This is a genomic window from Microbacterium sp. Be9, from assembly GCF_011754135.1.
Lineage (GTDB): Bacteria > Actinomycetota > Actinomycetes > Actinomycetales > Microbacteriaceae > Microbacterium > Microbacterium maritypicum_A.
Genome location: NZ_WNWT01000006.1, coordinates 1418090 through 1434501, shown reverse-complemented (window position 1 = coordinate 1434501; position 16412 = coordinate 1418090). Strand labels below are relative to the sequence as shown.

At 68.7% G+C, this 16412-nt stretch carries 16 protein-coding genes; 7 read left to right on the top strand and 9 right to left on the bottom strand.

Translation table 11 applies throughout. The annotated features are described in order from the left end of the window. Positions 1-186: 186 nt before the first annotated feature. Together GLO27_RS17985 and GLO27_RS17980 are read left to right on the top strand one after the other, a co-directional pair. Positions 187-555, top strand: a complete 369-nt coding sequence (locus GLO27_RS17985; protein ID WP_167256120.1) for a multidrug efflux SMR transporter — start codon at positions 187-189, stop codon at positions 553-555. Beyond that, complete coding sequence (locus tag GLO27_RS17980) at positions 552-875, top strand: SMR family transporter (RefSeq protein WP_167256118.1); 324 nt, start codon at positions 552-554, stop codon at positions 873-875. Before GLO27_RS17985 ends, GLO27_RS17980 begins: the two co-directional genes overlap by 4 nt. Positions 876-942: 67 nt before the next feature. On the opposite strand, the gene GLO27_RS17975 is transcribed toward GLO27_RS17980, so the two are convergent. The 5 genes from GLO27_RS17975 to GLO27_RS17955 form a co-directional block, all read right to left on the bottom strand. Beyond that, positions 943-1167: a hypothetical protein gene (locus tag GLO27_RS17975; RefSeq protein ID WP_167256116.1), complete on the bottom strand. Its 225-nt coding sequence runs from the start codon at positions 1165-1167 to the stop codon at positions 943-945. Positions 1168-1288: 121 nt separating this feature from the next. Next, positions 1289-1954: an SDR family oxidoreductase gene (locus tag GLO27_RS17970; RefSeq protein ID WP_021199875.1), complete on the bottom strand. Its 666-nt coding sequence runs from the start codon at positions 1952-1954 to the stop codon at positions 1289-1291. A gap of 31 nt (positions 1955-1985) precedes the next feature. After that, positions 1986-2522 carry a hypothetical protein gene (locus GLO27_RS17965; RefSeq protein WP_167256114.1) on the bottom strand — a complete coding sequence of 179 codons (537 nt, stop codon included), beginning with the start codon at positions 2520-2522 and terminating at the stop codon, positions 1986-1988. Between the two features lie 188 nt (positions 2523-2710). Further along, on the bottom strand, positions 2711-3646 hold the full coding sequence (gene murQ, locus GLO27_RS17960) for an N-acetylmuramic acid 6-phosphate etherase (RefSeq protein ID WP_029259632.1): 936 nt from the start codon (positions 3644-3646) through the stop codon (positions 2711-2713). Beyond that, positions 3636-4529 (bottom strand): BadF/BadG/BcrA/BcrD ATPase family protein, encoded by an 894-nt coding sequence (locus GLO27_RS17955; RefSeq protein WP_167256112.1) that lies wholly within the window; start codon positions 4527-4529, stop codon positions 3636-3638. The genes murQ and GLO27_RS17955 overlap by 11 nt, the downstream gene beginning before the upstream one ends. Before the next feature lie 109 nt (positions 4530-4638). Here GLO27_RS17955 and GLO27_RS17950 point away from each other — a divergent pair, with 109 nt between their 5' ends. Further along, on the top strand, positions 4639-5496 hold the full coding sequence (locus tag GLO27_RS17950) for a MurR/RpiR family transcriptional regulator (protein WP_167256110.1): 858 nt from the start codon (positions 4639-4641) through the stop codon (positions 5494-5496). A gap of 111 nt (positions 5497-5607) precedes the next feature. On the opposite strand, the gene GLO27_RS17945 is transcribed toward GLO27_RS17950, so the two are convergent. From GLO27_RS17945 to GLO27_RS17930, 4 genes are all read right to left on the bottom strand, one after another. Further along, positions 5608-6723: a sugar-binding protein gene (locus GLO27_RS17945; RefSeq protein ID WP_021199880.1), complete on the bottom strand. Its 1116-nt coding sequence runs from the start codon at positions 6721-6723 to the stop codon at positions 5608-5610. 62 nt (positions 6724-6785) lie between these two features. Then, positions 6786-8156, bottom strand: a complete 1371-nt coding sequence (mmsB, locus tag GLO27_RS17940; protein WP_021199881.1) for a multiple monosaccharide ABC transporter permease — start codon at positions 8154-8156, stop codon at positions 6786-6788. Then, positions 8153-9673, bottom strand: a complete 1521-nt coding sequence (gene mmsA / locus GLO27_RS17935) for a multiple monosaccharide ABC transporter ATP-binding protein (protein ID WP_208323964.1) — start codon at positions 9671-9673, stop codon at positions 8153-8155. Before mmsA ends, mmsB begins: the two co-directional genes overlap by 4 nt. Before the next feature lie 260 nt (positions 9674-9933). After that, a complete protein-coding gene (locus GLO27_RS17930; protein WP_021199883.1) occupies positions 9934-10947 on the bottom strand; it encodes a LacI family DNA-binding transcriptional regulator in 1014 nt (337 codons plus the stop codon). 180 nt (positions 10948-11127) lie between these two features. Between GLO27_RS17930 and GLO27_RS17925 the strand changes: the two genes are divergently transcribed. The 4 genes from GLO27_RS17925 (at position 11128) to GLO27_RS17910 (ending at position 16385) form a co-directional block, all read left to right on the top strand. Beyond that, a complete protein-coding gene (locus tag GLO27_RS17925; RefSeq protein WP_167256108.1) occupies positions 11128-12615 on the top strand; it encodes an amidohydrolase family protein in 1488 nt (495 codons plus the stop codon). Continuing rightward, positions 12612-13940: a serine hydrolase domain-containing protein gene (locus GLO27_RS17920; protein WP_167256106.1), complete on the top strand. Its 1329-nt coding sequence runs from the start codon at positions 12612-12614 to the stop codon at positions 13938-13940. The genes GLO27_RS17925 and GLO27_RS17920 overlap by 4 nt, the downstream gene beginning before the upstream one ends. A 142-nt stretch (positions 13941-14082) precedes the next feature. Beyond that, positions 14083-15471, top strand: coding sequence for a serine hydrolase domain-containing protein (locus tag GLO27_RS17915; protein WP_167256104.1), 1389 nt, complete (start codon positions 14083-14085; stop codon positions 15469-15471). Beyond that, positions 15468-16385, top strand: a complete 918-nt coding sequence (locus tag GLO27_RS17910; protein WP_318387307.1) for a serine hydrolase — start codon at positions 15468-15470, stop codon at positions 16383-16385. Before GLO27_RS17915 ends, GLO27_RS17910 begins: the two co-directional genes overlap by 4 nt. The last annotated feature ends 27 nt before the right edge of the window (positions 16386-16412 follow it).

The following is a 16412-nucleotide window of genomic DNA, read 5'->3' as shown; positions in this document are numbered from 1 at the left end:
ACCACCGACATTCGAAGCTATGTTCGAATGAATACCGGCATATCAGCGGTGACACGATCCCTCTCCTGTCCGACGTCGACAGCTCGCTCCCGTCCGGCTCTCGACCGCCATCGATTCCACACGCGCCGGGAATCCTGCACGCCGACCTCGCGTTCTCCCCTTCGGACCCTCCACGAAAGGCCCCCGATGACAGATCGTCCTCGCCGTTCGGCATGGCCGCCCCTGCTGCTCGCGATTGCACTGGAGGTCACCGCGACCCTCTCGCTGCGTGCGGCAGAGGGATTCACGCATCCGCTCTGGCTGATCGTCGTGGTTCTGGGCTACTCCGGCTCACTGTGGCTGCTGTCGGTGGTGCTCGATCGCGGCATGGCCGTCGGGGTCGCGTACGGCATCTGGTCGGCGATCGGAGTCGTGCTGACCGCTGTGCTCGGCACCGTGCTGTTCGGCGAGCTGCTGGGACCGGTGCAGATCGTCGGCGTCGGCGTGATCGTGGTCGGCGTGCTGCTCGTCGAGCTCGGCTCCCACACGCGCGAGACCAGGGAGGTGGCGCAGTGACCTGGCTGCTCCTCTCCCTCGCGATCGTCAGCGAGGTCACCGCGACGTTGAGTCTGCGCGCATCCGAGGGGCTGCGACGTCGCCGTTGGATCCCCGTGATCGTCGTCGGCTACCTCGCGGCATTCACACTGCTCGGCACGATCCTGGCGATGGGAATGCCGGTGGGCGTCGCCTACGGAATCTGGGCCGCCGCCGGCGTCGCACTGACCGCCGTGCTGGGACGGGTGATCTTCAAAGACCATTTCTCGAGCATGATGGCCGTCGGCGTCGCACTCATCGCCGTCGGGGTCGGGATGATCGAGTTCGGCGGCGGGCACTGACGATCATCGTGCCGACTCGTTTCCGCGCCGTGCAATCGGCAGAAGACGACCCGCGTGCCGGAATTCCTCAAGCGTTGAGAACCGCCGCCTTCGCGGCGTTCACGAGCTCCGTGTAGTTCGGCATCAACGGCTCGACGAGCTTCGTCTCGAGTTGCGATTCCAGATCCCGCAGCACGCGATGCTCCGCCTCATCGACGATGAGCTCTTTCGCGTCGTTCATCGCCGCGAGCCACTCGAACAGCACCAGCGCTTCGGCGGTCGTCAGCCGCAACTCGACGTTCTCGTCCGTCATGCCAGCTCCTTCGCGATGCTCCCAGCGACCTGTGCGCCGTTCCGAAGCCTAGCGAGCCACCCCGTCAGATGCATTCCCGGAGCGGCTCCGGCTCTCCACCGCTCGCGACATGCCGCACCCCTCAGTACTGCGCCGAGAACGCGCCGTCGGACTTCAGCAGTTGCCCGGAGATCCAGCGCCCCTCGTCCGACACGAGGAACTCCACCACCGCAGCCACGTCCGCCGGCTGCCCGAGGCGCCCGAGGGGCGTCATCCCGGCCAGACCCGTGCGCGTCTCGTCGTCCATCCAGCCGGTGTCGATGGGCCCGGGGTTCAGCACGTTCGCCGAGATCCCGCGCGGACCGAGCTCGCGCGCCGCAGAGATCACGAGGCGGTCGAGGGCGCCCTTGGATGCGCCGTATGGGAGGTTGCCGGTGACGTGGTCGCTGGTGAGCGCGAGGATCACTCCCCCATCGTCGCCGATCTGCCGCGCGAACGCGGCGATCAGCAGCAGAGTCGCCCGCGCGTTCACGGCGACGTGCAGGTCGAAGCTCTCGGCGGTCGTGTCGAGGATGCCCGACTCCACGTCGTGCGCGTGGCTCAGGATGAGGGCGGTGATCGGTCCGTGCGCGGCGGTGACCTCGGCGATCAGCGCCTCCGGTCCCTCGTGCGTCGAGAGGTCGGCCGGGTGGTCGGCATCGTGCAGGTCGCTAGTGACGACGGTCCATCCGGCGGCGCGCAGTCGAGGGACGATGCCGGCGGCGATGCTGTCGGCACGGGCGGCACCGGTGATCAGAGCGAGGGGCATGTCGCCACGCTATCGGAACCCGGAACTCCCCTCACGTCGCCAGGCACATCAGGGCGACCCCGGCGGCCAGCGCCCACGATTCGGTCGCGACCATTCGCGCGGTGCGCCCGTGATGGACGGGCTCGACGAACCAGTCCGCCACGACGGTCCACAGCACCACGCCGATCACGCCGGCGACGATCAGGACCGACAGCAGCCCCGAGAGACCTCCATGACCTCCGTGCGCCCCCGCACCGGCCTCTGGAGCCTCGCCTGTCACCGCACTCTCGAACGCGCAGACGGCGAGGAGCAGGGCGATGAGCGCACGACGGAAGCACTCGCCGGCAGCCGAGGTTCCGCGCACCCCCACCGTGCCGAGCATGGCGGAGAGCAGAAGCACGACCCCCAGTCCCAGACCGACCATCGGGGCATCTCCGGCGAGCGCGGCCACGAGCATCGCGGCCGCCATGACCAGCACGGCCTGTCGACCCTGCCACGGCACGGCGCGCCCCGCGATCAGCGAGGCCACCGCCGCGACGACGGCCGCACCGACGAGCAACCAGGGCGCCGCCGGAACGAGATCATCCACACCCGAATCCTATTGACGTCGGAGCGCCCCGGGGCCGCGCCCGGCGTCCGGAATCAACGCCGCACGCGGCAGCCTGAATCAACGCCGCACGCGGCAGCCGGAATCAATGCAGCACGCGACGTCCGGAATCAGCACCGCGCCCGGCGTCCGAGAACCAGGTGCGCACCGACCTCAGGGGCGCGCCACGTTCAGGCGAGTGCCGCGATCGCGTCGCGAAGGATGCCGTCGGCCTCGTCGAGGGCGGATGCCGCATCCTCGGGCGTCGCGTCGGCGGCGAGCATGAGGAGTGCGAGCTTGACCGAGCCGTCCGCCGCCTGCAGCGCCCCGGCCGCCTGATCGGTGTCGACGCCGGCGAGCTGCGACACCGTGCGGATGGAGCGGGCGTGGAGCTTCTCGTTCGTGGCCAGCAGGTCGACCATCACCCCTCGATATGTCTTGCCGAGGTTGATCATCGACAGCGTGGTGAGCATGTTGACGACGAGCTTCTGCGCGGTGCCCGACTTGAGCCGGGTGGATCCGGAGATGAACTCGGGACCGGTGACGACCTCGATCGCGATCTCGGCGGCCGCACCGATCTCGGAGTCGGCGTTCGAGGCGATCGCGACAGTGAAGGCGCCGACGCTGCGCGCGTAGGTCAGCCCTCCCACGACATAGGGGGTGCGGCCGGATGCCGAGATGCCGACCACCGTGTCGCTCTCCGAGAGTGCGAGCCTCCGCAGCGAAGCCTCCGCGGCGGTGTCGTCGTCTTCGGCGTTCTCCACGGCCGAGCGGATCGCGGTCTCTCCGCCGGCGATCAGACCGACCACCATCGAGGGATCGGTGCCGAAGGTCGGCGGGCACTCGCTCGCGTCGAGCACGCCGATACGGCCTGCCGTGCCGGCGCCGATGTAGATGAGGCGCCCCCCGCGCCGGAACCGCGCGGTGATGCCGTCGACGGCGGCCGCGATCTCCTCGGCGTGCTCGGCGACGGCCTCGGGCACCCGCCGGTCCTCGGCGTTCATGCGCCGGACGAGCTCAGCGGTGCCGAGCAGGTCGAGGTCGCCGCGCTCGGTCGTCGAGGCCTCGGTGTCGAGGCGGTCGAGCACGGAGAGGAGGGCGGCGAGGCGGGAATCGTCATTCGGCACGGTGGACGAACCTTTCGTGGGGGAGGTCGGTGCGGCGTGCGAGCAGCAGCGCACCGTCGAGGGCGTCACCGCGCGCGGGGACGACCCGACGCCCGGCAGCCTGCAGGGAGGAGGTGAGGCACTCGCGGAACCACGAATGCGCGGTGAGTCCGCCATGGAGCACGACGTCGGCCGTGAGCGCGGACGCGGCGGACGCCGTCGCCGTGAGCAGTCGGATCCCCTCGGTGACGATCGCGCCGGCGACGACGTCGCCCGACTGCGCGGCGTCGAGGACGAGCGGGGCGAGCGTCGCGAGGCGCCGAGGGAGCGGACCGCCGCCCGCGAGCCAGGACTGGATGTCGGTGACCGCGCCGACGGGCTCGGCGATGGCCTCGGTGAGCACTGTGTCCGGCGCCAACCCGTCGTCGGCGCGCAGCACCGCACGCAGCGCTTCGCGCCCGAGCCACGAACCGCTGCCGAAGTCGCCGAGATCCGGCCCCCAGCCGTCGACGAGCCGTGCGTCATCGACGTCGATGCCGAGCGCCACCGCTCCGGTGCCCGCGATGAGGAGCACTCCCCCGGCCCCGTCGAGCGCACCTGCGTGGGCGGTGACCACGTCGGAGGCGACAGCGACTGCGGCACCGGTCTCGGCGGCGAGCCGAGAGGACAGCCCCTGCGCCGCATCCGGTGCCATCCAGGCTCCCGCGGCACCGACGCCGATCCGGTCGAGTCGCTCCCCCGCCAGGAGCGGGAGGATGGCGTCGAACGCGCTGGCCACCCCGCCTGCTGCGGCCAGGCCGGGAGCGCCGACACCGTCACGTTCGATCCGGCCCTCGGCGTCGGAGACCAGGACACGACACCGCGACTTGCCGAGATCGACGGAGGCGCTCTTCTGCACGCTCATCGGCTCTCCTCGGATCGGCGGAAAAAGGCTATGAAAAGAGACTACATGCGAAGTAGACTCTGCAAAAAGAATTTTCACCGCACCGGCGGCACCGCACGATGGAGGACCGATGAGCATCCAGTCGACGATCGAAGCCGCGGCCTCCACCCTCACGCCGTCGCTCGCCCGCATCGCGCTGGTCGTCCGGGAGAACCCCTCGGTCGTGATCGACAACACGATCAACGAGCTGGCCGCGGAATGCGAGACCTCGATCGCGTCGGTCGTGCGCTTCTGCCGCGCCATCGGCTTCAGCGGCTACGCGCCGCTGCGCATGGCCCTGGCCGCCGAGCTCGGCAAGGAGGCGGCGCAGTTCTCGACACGCGGAGCCTACGGGTCGGAGATCTCCGACGACGACACCCTGCAGGAGGCGGTGTCGAAGGTCGCAGCTCTCGAACTGCTGGCGATCGAGGAGACCGTCGCCCGTCTCGACTTCGCCGTGCTCGAAGCCGCGGTCGATGCGCTCGATCGCGCCGACCGCATCCTCCTCTACGGGCTCGGCGCCAGTCGGTTCGTGGCCGAAGACCTCACCCACAAACTCCTGCGCGTCGGTCGGAACGCGCACATGCCGGCAGACCCGCACGAAGCCGTGGCCGTCTCGGTGCTGCCCACCGCTCTGACCGTCGCGATCGGCTTCTCCCATTCGGGGTCCACGCTCGAGACGGTGCGCTTCCTAGAGACCGCACGCGCCAGCGGTGCCGCCACGATCGCGGTGACGTCGGCCAAGGATTCTGCCCTCGCGCGTGCGGCCGATCACCCGCTCTTCACCGAGGTGCGCGAATCGACCTTCCGCGCCGGCGCCATGGTGAGCCGCATCGCCCAGCTCACGCTCGTGGACTGCCTGTTCATCGGCGTCGCGAAGCGTCGATACACCGAGACCGTCGATGCTCTGCAGCGCACGGGCCAGGCCACCCGCGCCCTCCGCGGCTGAGGAAAGCGGCGGACGGACCACGCCGGTGCCGAACGCGAGCGAGCCGCCCCGACCCGAAGGTCAGGACGGCTCGCCGTTCCACGACGGTGAGCGTCGTGAAGAGGGTGCGTCTTACTGGTACGACTTCACGATCTCGAGGAGGCTCGGGACGTTGGCGTAGGCCTCTGCCGCGTTCTCCTTCGTGACGATGATCGGGTCGAGCAGGTAGGCCGGAACGACCTTCACGCCGTTGTCGTACTGCTCGGTGTCGTTGACGTCGACCTTCTCACCCTTCTGCAGCTGGCCGACCATCTTGATCGACTGCTCGACGAGGAGCGTGGTGTCCTTGTTGATCGTGGAGTACTGCACACCCTCCATGATCGACTTGACCGACTCGACCTCGGAGTCCTGACCCGTGACCACCGGGACCGGCTTGCCCGCACCCTGCACCGAGGTGATGATGGCGCGAGCGAGGGTGTCGTTCGGGGACAGGACGCCGTCCAGCGTCTCGGAGCTGTACGTCGACGTCAGGATCGAGTCCATGCGGCGCTGTGCGTTCTCCGCCTTCCAGCCCTCGGTCGCCGTCTGGGCGATCTCGGTCTGACCGGACACGACCTTCAGCGTGCCGTCGTCGATCTTCGGCTGAAGCACGTCCATCGCACCGTTGAAGAACACGGCCGAGTTCGCGTCATCGGGCGAGCCCGAGAACAGCTCGATGTTGTACGGAGCTTCATGACCCGCGCGCTCGGCGAGCCCGTCGAGCAGAGCCTGACCCTGCAGCTGACCGACCTTGAAGTTGTCGAACGCGACGTAGTAGTCGACGGCTTCGGTGTTCTCGATCAGACGGTCGTAGGCGATGACGGTGACGCCGGCGTCACGGGCGGCCTCGACCTGGGTGGCGAGCTGCTTGCCGTCCTTCGCACCGATGATGATGACCTTGGCGCCACCGGTGACCATCGCCTGGATCTGGTTCTGCTGCTCGGCGACCGTGTTGCTGGCCGGCGCGTACTGCACGTCAGCCTTGAACCCGGCCTTCTCCAGGCCGTCCGTGAACAGCTGACCGGCGAGGACCCAGTTCTCCGAGGTCTTGTCCGGAAGGGCGACGCCGATCGTGGCATCGGCGGCGAAGCCCTTGGCCTCGTCCCCCGATCCGGAACCGGTGTCACCGCCGCGCTCCGAGGAGCAGCCGGTGAGGGCGAAGGCGCCCGCGACGACAAGCGCTGTCGCCGACAGAAGAATCTTCTTCATGTGATCTCTTTCTCTGGTGTGTGAAGGTCCAGGTGCGCGTGCGGTACGCGCCTGGGCCCCTACTATCCGCGCGTCTCTTCGACGGCGGGGGCTTCGTACTTCTGGCTCGTGGGGTAGTTCGTCTTGGTCGGATCGAACGTGTCGGTCGCCGGGTCCTGCTTGCGGCCGAAGCGACGCGTGAGGAATCCGATGATCGACGGGCGGCCCTGCTGCTTGTTCCAGACGTCGACCCCGACGGCGAACAGGAGCACGAGGCCCTTGATCATGGAGACGACGTCGGCTCCGGCGCCCAGGAGGGCGAGGCCGTTGTTGAGGAACGCCATCACGAGACCACCGATGATCGACCCGATCACGGTTCCGATTCCACCGGAGACGGCTGCGCCACCGATGAAGACAGCGGCGATGGCATCCAGCTCCCAGCCGTTGCCGTCCTGCGGGCCGGAGGCCGTCGCCCTGGCGACGTAGATCATGCCGGCCAACGAGGCGAGCACGGACATGTTCATCATCACGAAGAAGTCGACCCAGCGGTCCTTCACACCCGACAGTCGCGCGGCCTGCCGGTTGCCGCCGACCGCGTAGATGTGGCGACCGAAGACGGTGTTGTTCGTGATGAACGAGTAGAGGATGACGAGGGCCAGCAGGATGATGCCCGAGATCGGGAAGCTGGTGCCCTCGCGCCCGGTGGCGAACAGCCAACCGGCGACGAGGATCACGACCGAGATGAGCACGACCTTGGTGACGCTCACCCAGAGCGGCGCCATGTCGGCGCCCATCTTGTGCTGGATGCGACGGGTGCGGATCTCCCAGAACACGATCCACGCGACGCCGGCGAGAGCGAGGAGCATGGTGAAGACGTTGAAGGGCACCGGGATGAACGACAGCTCGGGAAGGTATCCCGCGCCGATGACCTTGAAGCCCTGCGGCACCGGAATCGACAGCGAGTCGCCCACCGCCTGGTTCGCCCCTCGGAAGAACAGCATGCCGGCCAGCGTCACGATGAACGCCGGCACCCCGACGTAGGCGACCCAGAATCCCTGCCAGGCACCGACCAGCACGCCGACACCGAGACCGAGGAGGATGCCCAACGGCCAGGGGAGGTTCCAGTCCTGCATGGCCTTGGCCACGACGATGCCCGTGAACGCGGCGACGGATCCGACGGAGAGGTCGATGTGACCCATGATGATGACCATCACCATGCCGATGGCCAGGATCAGGATGTACGAGTACTGGTTGACGACGTTGATCAGGTTGCCGGAGGACAGCGTCAGTCCGGTGCCCTTGAAGATCCACGTCAGCACCTGGAAGACGACCAGGATCACGACCAGGCTGCCGAGGATGCCGAACTGACGGAGGGTCGACTGCCCTCCCCCGAACATCTTCGTGATGTCCTTGAAGTGGAAGCCGCGCTTCGTTGCGGTGGTGTCGGTGGTCATGCGGATGCTTTCTGGGTCGCGGAGGTCATGCTGCGCATGAGGTCCTCAGGTGTCGCCTGGTCGGCCGGGATGCAGTCGGTGACCCGACCTTCGAAGACGGTGTAGATGCGGTCGGAGATGCCGAGGAGTTCGGGGAGCTCGCTGGAGATGACGATGACGCCCTTGCCCTGAGCCGCGAGTTCGTTGATGATCGCGTAGATCTCGTACTTCGCACCGACGTCGATGCCACGCGTGGGCTCGTCGAGGATGAGCAGGTCGGGGTCGGTGAACATCCACTTCGCCAGCACGACCTTCTGCTGGTTCCCACCGGACAGCTTGCCGACACCCTCTTCGACGGAGGGCGTCTTGATGCGAAGCGCCTTGCGATAGCGCTCAGCCACCGAGAACTCCTCACGGGAGTCGACGACGCCGTTGTGCGCGATCTTCGAGAGCTTCGCCGCGACGATGGACCGCTTGATCGTGTCGAGCAGGTTGAGTCCGAGCACCTTGCGGTCCTCGCTGACGTACGCGAGCCCGTGCTTGATCGCCGAGGCGACGTCGTGCAGGGCGACCTCCTGGCCGTCCTTGATCAGGGTGCCGGAGAGGAAGGTGCCGTAGGAGCGCCCGAAGATGCTCATCGCGAACTCGGTGCGACCCGCGCCCATGAGACCGGCGATGCCGACGACCTCGCCGCGGCGCACGTTGATGTTCGAGCCCTTGACGACCATGCGCTCCGGCACGGTCGGGTGCTGCACCCGCCAGTCCTTGACCTCGAAGAACACCTCGCCGATCTCGGGGGTGCGATCCGGGTAGCGGCTCTCGAGCGAACGACCGACCATGCCGCGGATGATGCGATCCTCGTTGATCTCCCCGCGTGAGATGTCGAGCGTCTCGACCGTGCGGCCGTCTCGGATGATCGTGATCTCGTCGGCGATCTGCTCGATCTCGTTGAGCTTGTGGCTGATCATGATCGACGCGATGCCCTTGGCCTTCAGCCCCAGGATCAGGTCGAGCAGGTGCTGCGAGTCGTTCTCGTTGAGGGCAGCGGTCGGCTCGTCGAGGATGAGCAGCTTGACGTCCTTGTTCAGCGCCTTGGCGATCTCGATGAGCTGCTGCTTGCCGACGCCGAGGGTCTTGATCGGCACGTCGGGGTCTTCGCTCAGCCCGACGCGGGCGAGGAGCTCGATGGCCCGCTCCTTCTGAGCCGTCCAGTCGATGCGTCCGCCGCGCTGGATCTCGTTGCCGAGGAAGATGTTCTCGGTGACCGAGAGTTCGGGGATGAGCGCGAGCTCCTGGTGGATGATCGCGATACCCGCCTGCTCGCTGGCCGCGATGTCCCTGAACCGCTGCTCCTCACCGTAGAGCAGGATCTCGCCGTCGTAGGTTCCGTAGGGGTAGACCCCGGACAGAACCTTCATCAGGGTCGACTTCCCGGCGCCGTTCTCCCCGCAGATCGCGTGGATCTCGCCGGCGCGGACGGTGATGGAGACGTCGGCCAACGCCTTGACCCCAGGGAACTCCTTGGTGATGCTGCGCATCTCCAGGATGGGGCCTGACACGGTAGGCAACGTTGCTGTGGTGCTCACGGATCTTCCTCGCGACGTGCGGTCACCTTCGATGTGACCGTTCACATCGGTATATCGTCGTCTTCCGTGGGACCGGTGTCAAGTCGGCACCGGCAATTCGAATCCGGACCGTGACACTGTTGCTGCCGGCGCCATCTCGATCCACCACGCGACGGCACGGATCGAAAGGATTCGATGAATTCGAGCGGCGCGCCAGCGCTGCACGGAACGCGTCAGCGGATCGCGGCGGACTCGCGCGCGCGCAGGATCGTCTGCAGCGGCCCGAACGTCGGCGGCTGCTCCCCCCGGATCTGCGCGAGCAGGATGCGCACTGCTCGACGACCGAGCTCGGGGAAGTCCTGGTGCACGGTGCTGAGCGTGGGAGCCACGTGCGCCGCGACCGGGATGTCGTCGAAGCCGATGACGCTCACATCGTGCGGCACCCGCACACCGGAATCACGGAAACCGTGCATCAGCCCGATCGCCATCAGATCGTTCGCGGCGAACACCGCAGTGAAGTCACGCCGGAGCGACAGCTCCTTGCCGGCGAAGTAACCGAAGTCGGCCGTCCAGTCGCCGCGGATCGGCGGGAACGTCGGCAGATCGGCCTCGCGCAGACCGTCGAGATAGCCGCGCATGCGCGACTCCGCCTCGATCCAGTCCTGGGGACCGGCCAGGTGCAGGATGTCGCTGTGACCGAGCGAGATCAGGTGCTCGGTCGCCGCTTTGGCACCCGCGACCTGATCGGCGGACAGGCTCACGCCATCGGAACCCGAAGCCGTCTGCAGGGTCACGAACGGCATGTCGACCGACATGCCGCGCAGCACATGGAACACCCGCACCTGCGGGGCGAGCACCACGATGCCGTCGGCCTGCTCACGCGACAGCTGCCGCACCGCATGGCCGATGGCTTCCGGTGTCGTGTCGGCGAGGTTCAGGGTCGAGACCGAATAGCCCTCCTCCCGCGCCGCATCCTCGATGCCGGCGATGGACGAGGTGGGTCCGAACTCGCCGATCGTCGCGGACAGGATGCCCAGCATGTTCGACTTGCTGGTGACCAGGGCGCGCGCGGCGAGGTTCGGCCGGTAGTCGAGGACCGAGATGGCGTCGAGCACCTTGGCCTTCGTCTCGGGCCGGATGCTCGGATGATCGTTGAGCACGCGGGACACGGTCTGATGCGAGACACCGGCGAGGCGGGCGACGTCGCGAATGCTCGGCAGGCGGGCGCGCTCGGAGGCGGTGGACATCACTTGCCTCCTTGCGTGTGCACGGTCACATCCCCATTACATTATGTCGGTCGACGCCGGCGCGTGCACCTCTCGACGTCGGGACCATCGCCGAACGACTTGTGCCCGGGCACCGGAATGACCCCCCGGTTTCGTCGGGCGGCACCGGATCCACTCCGGCCTGCATGGCATGGTGACGACGTGGACACTCTGCTGCGCGGCGGGCGCGTGATCGACCCGAAGACGGAGACCGACCGGATCACCGATCTGCTGATCGCGGGCGGGCGGGTGGCGGCGGTCGGCGACGGGCTCACGGCGCCACCCGATGGCGAGGTCATCGATGCCGCCGGCCTCATCATCGGGCCGGGTTTCGTCGACCTGCACAGCCACGTGCACTCGATCGCGGGGCACCGGCTGCAGGCGATGGACGGTGTCACCACCGCCCTCGACCTCGAAGCAGGGCTCATGCCGATCGCCGAGGCCCTCGCGCGCGCCGCGGCCGACGGGCGCCCCCTGAACTACGGGTTCTCGGCCTCCTGGTCGCAGGCACGGGCATACGCGCACCTCGACCGGGTGCCCGTCGCCGACTTCACCGCGTCGATGGATCTGCTCGGCACGCCCGAGTGGCAGCGCTCCTCCTCCCCCGCGGAACGCCGCCGCTGGCTCGGTCTGCTCGAAGACGAGCTGGGGGCGGGGGCTCTCGGCATCGGCGTTCTCATGGGATACGCACCACGGTCCGATCCCGACGAATATCTCGACCTCGCACGTCTGGCCGCCGCAGCGCACGCCCCGACCTTCACGCACGTGCGGGAGCTGATCGAAGCCGACCCCCGCACGCCGATCGACGGCTCGGAAGAGCTCGTGCGCGCCGCTGCCGAGACCGGGGCCGCGATGCACCACTGCCATGTGAACAGCACCTCGCTGCGCCACGTCGACCGCGTGCTGGGCCTGCTCGACCGCAGCCGCGCCGCCGGATCCCGCGTCACCGTCGAGGCGTACCCCTACGGGGCCGGCAGCACAGCGATCGGCGCCTTCTTCCTGGCGCCGGAGAAGCTCCCAGGCCTCGGCATCACTCCACGGTCTCTCGTGCTCGTCGACACCGGCGAGCGCATCGCCGATGAGGCCCGCCTGCGCGAGGTACGCGCGACGGACCCCGGCGCCACCTGCATCGTCACGTTCCTCGACGAGGGCGACCCGTTCGACCGCGCACACCTGCACCGTGCCCTGGCCTACCCGGATTCGATCGTGGCGAGCGATGCGATGCCGATCTCGTGGAACGCGAGCGGCGGACGCACCGTGTACGAACAGCGCGACTGGCCGCTTCCCGCCGGCGGCCACACTCATCCGCGCACCGCGGGTACCTTCGCGAAGTCGTTGCGGCTCATGGTTCTCGAGAGCGGCACGTGGAGCTGGCTCGAAGCCTTCCGCCGCTGCTCGTTCCTCCCCGCGCGGGTCCTGGACGAGGTCTCGTCCGGCATGCGGGGCAAGGGACATCTGGCGGTCGGGGCGGATGCCGACATCGTGGTGATCGACCCGACGACGTTGACCGACAGGGCGAGCTACGCCGACCCGATCCGACCGTCGCGGGGCGTCCGGGAGCTCTACGTCCGCGGCACTCGCGTCGTGCACGAAGGAGAGATCGTGACCGCAGCCCTGCCGGGCCGCGCCGTACGAGGGGATGCCGCGTGAACGACGACCTGCAGGAGTTCTTGGACGCCACCGCCGCAGACCTGGGCGTACCCGGCGCGGTGGTCGGTGTGATCGACGGGGATCGGGAGCTCATCGCGACGACCGGCGTCGCCGCGGTCGACACCGGCGCCGCGGTGACGGAGAGCACCCTGTTCCAGGTCGGCTCGACCTCGAAGACCTTCACGGGAACCGTCGCGATGCACCTGGTCGAGAACGGCGCGCTCGACCTGGACACACGCGTGGTCGACGTGCTCCCCGACTTTCGTCTCGCCGACGGGGAGGCCCTCGCGGCGCTGCGCATCCGGCACCTCCTCACGCATTCCGGAGGGTTCCTGGGTGACGCGGATGATCAGCCAGGGTGGGATGACGACGCCCTCGCCCGCAACGTGGCCACCTTCTCCGATCTTCCGCAGTTCTTCGCGCCCGGTACCATCGCCTCTTACAGCAACGCCGGCATCCGGCTGCTGGGTCGCGTGATCGAGACGATCACGGGTGAGACGTTCGAGCAGGCGGTGCAGCGCGTCGTCCTCGATCCGCTGGGCATGACGGAGACGTTCTTCTTCCCGTGGGACGTGATCGCTCGCCCCCATGCGGTGGGGCATGTCCCCGGCGAGAACGGAGCGATGGCGACCTTCCCGCACTGGCCCCTGACTCGCGACATCGCGGCCGAGGGCGGCATCGTGTCGTCGGTGCGCGATCAGCTCGCCTACGCCCGTTTCCAGATGCGCGGCGAGTCCGAGGGCACGCCACCCGTGGGCGACGCGACCCGGCTCCTGATGCAGCAGCCCCACCTCGCCGCCGGTCCGCCCATCGACGCGATCGGTCTGCCCTGGCTGCTCAGCCGACACGGTTCGGCTCGCGTCGTGATGCACGGGGGGAACATCTCCGACACGCAGCTGAGCGAGTTCGTGATGGCTCCGGAGGAAGACCTGGCCGTCACCGTGCTGACCAACAGCGGCAGCGGCAAGGCACTCGGGGCGCAGCTCGTCGACTGGTGCTTCGCACGGCTTCGCGGCATCGAGAAGCCCCCCGAGACGGCGGAGCTGCACGCGGTGGAGCTGCTCGAGGAGATGGTCGGCACCTACGACGCCGGGCAGTGGCGCTACGACGTCACCCGTGTCGGCGATGCGCTCGAGTTCGCGATGGTGCTGCGTGAGGACATCGCCGCCCTCGGCATCCCGGCCCGCCCGCCGCTGCGGCTGCGCGTGCGCGCCGACGGCGCCCTCATCACCGACGCCGATCAGCCCGTCGGGCGCGTGCTCGACGCGGCTGAGGGCGGTCCCGAGCTGCTCCACGTGGGCATGCGCGCCGTGCGACGCCGCTGACCGCCGATCCTTCGTCCGAGCGCACCAAGGTCTGGGGAAGTCTCGTCGCCGGGCACCAACGAGGCGATGGAGCACGCGAATAGTCTCGGCCCCATCGCCGTCGCCCGAAGACGACGGCCCCACTCGACGAAGAGGAGCGCACGTGTCCGACCTGAACGAAATCGGCAGCTGGGTGCGGGAGAACCTTCCCACGATGCTGGCCGACGCGCACATCCCCGCGGCATCCGTCGCGATCCTGGCCGGTGGCGAGATCTTCACCACCGCAGCCGGGATCCTCAACCGCAACACCGGCGTCGAAGCCGACGAGGACTCGGTCTTCCAGATCGGCTCGATCACGAAGACGTGGACCGCGACGCTCATCATGCAGCTCGTCGACGAGGGTCTGCTCGACCTCGATGCCCCGGTGCGCGACACCGTGCCCGCGTTCGCGATCGGCGATGACGCGGCGGCGAGCGCGATCACCCCCCGCCAGCTGCTGAGCCACGTGAGCGGGTTCGAGGGCGACCTCTTCAACGACACGGGTGTCGGCGATGACGCGGTCGAGAAGTATCTCGCGACGATCGCCGACGCTCCGCAGCTCTTCGCCCCCGGCGAGCGCTTCTCGTACAACAACGCCGCATTCGTGGTGCTCGGCCGCATCGTCGAGGTGCTGCGCGGCACGTCGTACGACCAGGCACTGCGCACGCACCTCGCCGCCCCGCTGGGCCTCACGCACGTGGCCACGACGGCCGCCGAGGCGATCATGTTCCGTGCAGCGCTCGGGCACATCCCCGCCGAGAGCGGCGATGAGCCGGTCCCCGCGCCGGTGTGGAGCCTGGTGCGCTCGAACGCCCCGGCCGGATCGATGCTCGCCATGACGGCACGCGACCTCGTGACCTACGCCCGCATGCACCTCGACGGCGGGGTCTCCGCCGACGGCACGCGGGTGCTCTCGGAGCAGAGCGTGCGAGCGATGCAGGAGCGGCAGGTCGATCTGCCGGAGCTCGGCCTGATGGGCGATGCCTGGGGCCTCGGCTGGGAGATCTTCGACTGGGACGGCGGACCCGTGATCGGGCACGACGGCGGCACGATCGGACAGAACGCGTTCCTGCGGATGGTCCCTGGCGCGGGGGTCGCGGTGGCCGTGCTCACGAACGGCGGGCGCACGGTCGACGCCTATCACGCGATCACATCGAAGGTGCTGGCGGCTCTCGCCGGGGTCACCGTACCCACGCTCCCCTCGGTTCCGGAGTCACCGGTGCCGATCGACCTCGAACGGGTGCTGGGCACCTACTCGTCGTCGGTCTCCGACTCGACGGTGCGTGTCGACGACCAGGGTCGCATCTGGCTGGAGCGCACCATGAAGGGCATCTTCGCCGAGCTGGGTCCGGCTCCCGAACCGGTGGAGCTCGTCGGCTGGGCCGGCGACACCCTGCTCCCGCGCGAACCGCAGAACGGCATGCACATGCCGCATGCGTTCGTCGGCGACGACGGCAGCGGCCGCGCGCTGTACCTGCACACCGGACGCGCCGATCGCCGGGTGGACGCGTGACCATCACGACGACCCCGGCATCCGAGACGTCCGCGCAGATCGCCGAGATCTTCGCCGACGCGGGAGCCACGGGCTTCCTGCACGCGCGGGAGATCGGCGTGGCCGACGGTCCCGAGGTGACCGTCGGCGCCGACGATCCGGTGGTGCTCGCCTCGGTCTTCAAGATCCTGGTGCTCACCGCCTACGTGCGGGCGGTCGCCGCGGGCGAGCTCGACCCGACGGCCCGCACGACCGTGACGGCGCGCTACCGGATCGGCGGCGTGGGCACCGCCGGGTTCGCGGACGACGTCGAGGCCAGTTGGCGCGACCTGGCGCTGAACATGATGTCGATGAGCGACAACGCGGCGACCGACGTGATCTACCACCGCCTCGGAACCGAGGCGGTGGACCGGGTCATCGCCGACCTGGGGTTGGCGGACACCCGACTCATCGGATGCTGCGAAGACCTGTTCGCCTCGGTGATCGCCGACCTCGGCGGTACCCCGGACAGCCACCTGGACGAGCTGTTCACCGGCGCGACCGCAGAGCAGATCCTCGCGCTCGACGCCGTGCAGCCGCTGCGGACCTCGCACTCCACGCCGCGGGATGTCACCACACTGCTGAATGCCCTGTGGACCGACACCGCAGCCACGGCCGAGGCCTGCCGTCAGGCGCGCGACATCATGGCGCTGCAGATCTGGCCGCATCGGCTGACCGCCGGATTCCCCAGCGACGTGCGCATCGCCGCGAAGACCGGCACGCTGCCCACCTGGCGCAACGAGGCCGGCGTCGTGACCTATCCCGACGGCCGTCGGTACGCGGTGGCCGTGTTCACCCGGGCCGCCTCGCTCGCCGACCGGCAGCCGCTCGTCGACGCCTCGATCGGCCGTGCCGCCTTCGCCGCCGTCGAGGCCCTGCGCACACAGACCGTCTGATCCGCACTCCCCCTGCACCACCGCACT

Bases quoted from the DNA above. Each gene is read 5' to 3' on its own strand.
- GLO27_RS17930 (WP_021199883.1), bottom strand. From the start codon at position 10,947: ATGTCCACCGCCTCCGAGCGCGCCCGCCTGCCGAGCATTCGCGACGTC.
- GLO27_RS17950 (WP_167256110.1), top strand. From the start codon at position 4,639: ATGAGCATCCAGTCGACGATCGAAGCCGCGGCCTCCACCCTCACGCCG.
- GLO27_RS17945 (WP_021199880.1), bottom strand. From the start codon at position 6,723: ATGAAGAAGATTCTTCTGTCGGCGACAGCGCTTGTCGTCGCGGGCGCC.
- GLO27_RS17985 (WP_167256120.1), top strand. From the start codon at position 187: ATGACAGATCGTCCTCGCCGTTCGGCATGGCCGCCCCTGCTGCTCGCG.
- mmsB (WP_021199881.1), bottom strand. From the start codon at position 8,156: ATGACCACCGACACCACCGCAACGAAGCGCGGCTTCCACTTCAAGGAC.
- GLO27_RS17955 (WP_167256112.1), bottom strand. From the start codon at position 4,529: ATGAGCGTGCAGAAGAGCGCCTCCGTCGATCTCGGCAAGTCGCGGTGT.
- GLO27_RS17975 (WP_167256116.1), bottom strand. From the start codon at position 1,167: ATGACGGACGAGAACGTCGAGTTGCGGCTGACGACCGCCGAAGCGCTG.
- GLO27_RS17970 (WP_021199875.1), bottom strand. From the start codon at position 1,954: ATGCCCCTCGCTCTGATCACCGGTGCCGCCCGTGCCGACAGCATCGCC.
- mmsA (WP_208323964.1), bottom strand. From the start codon at position 9,673: ATGCGCAGCATCACCAAGGAGTTCCCTGGGGTCAAGGCGTTGGCCGAC.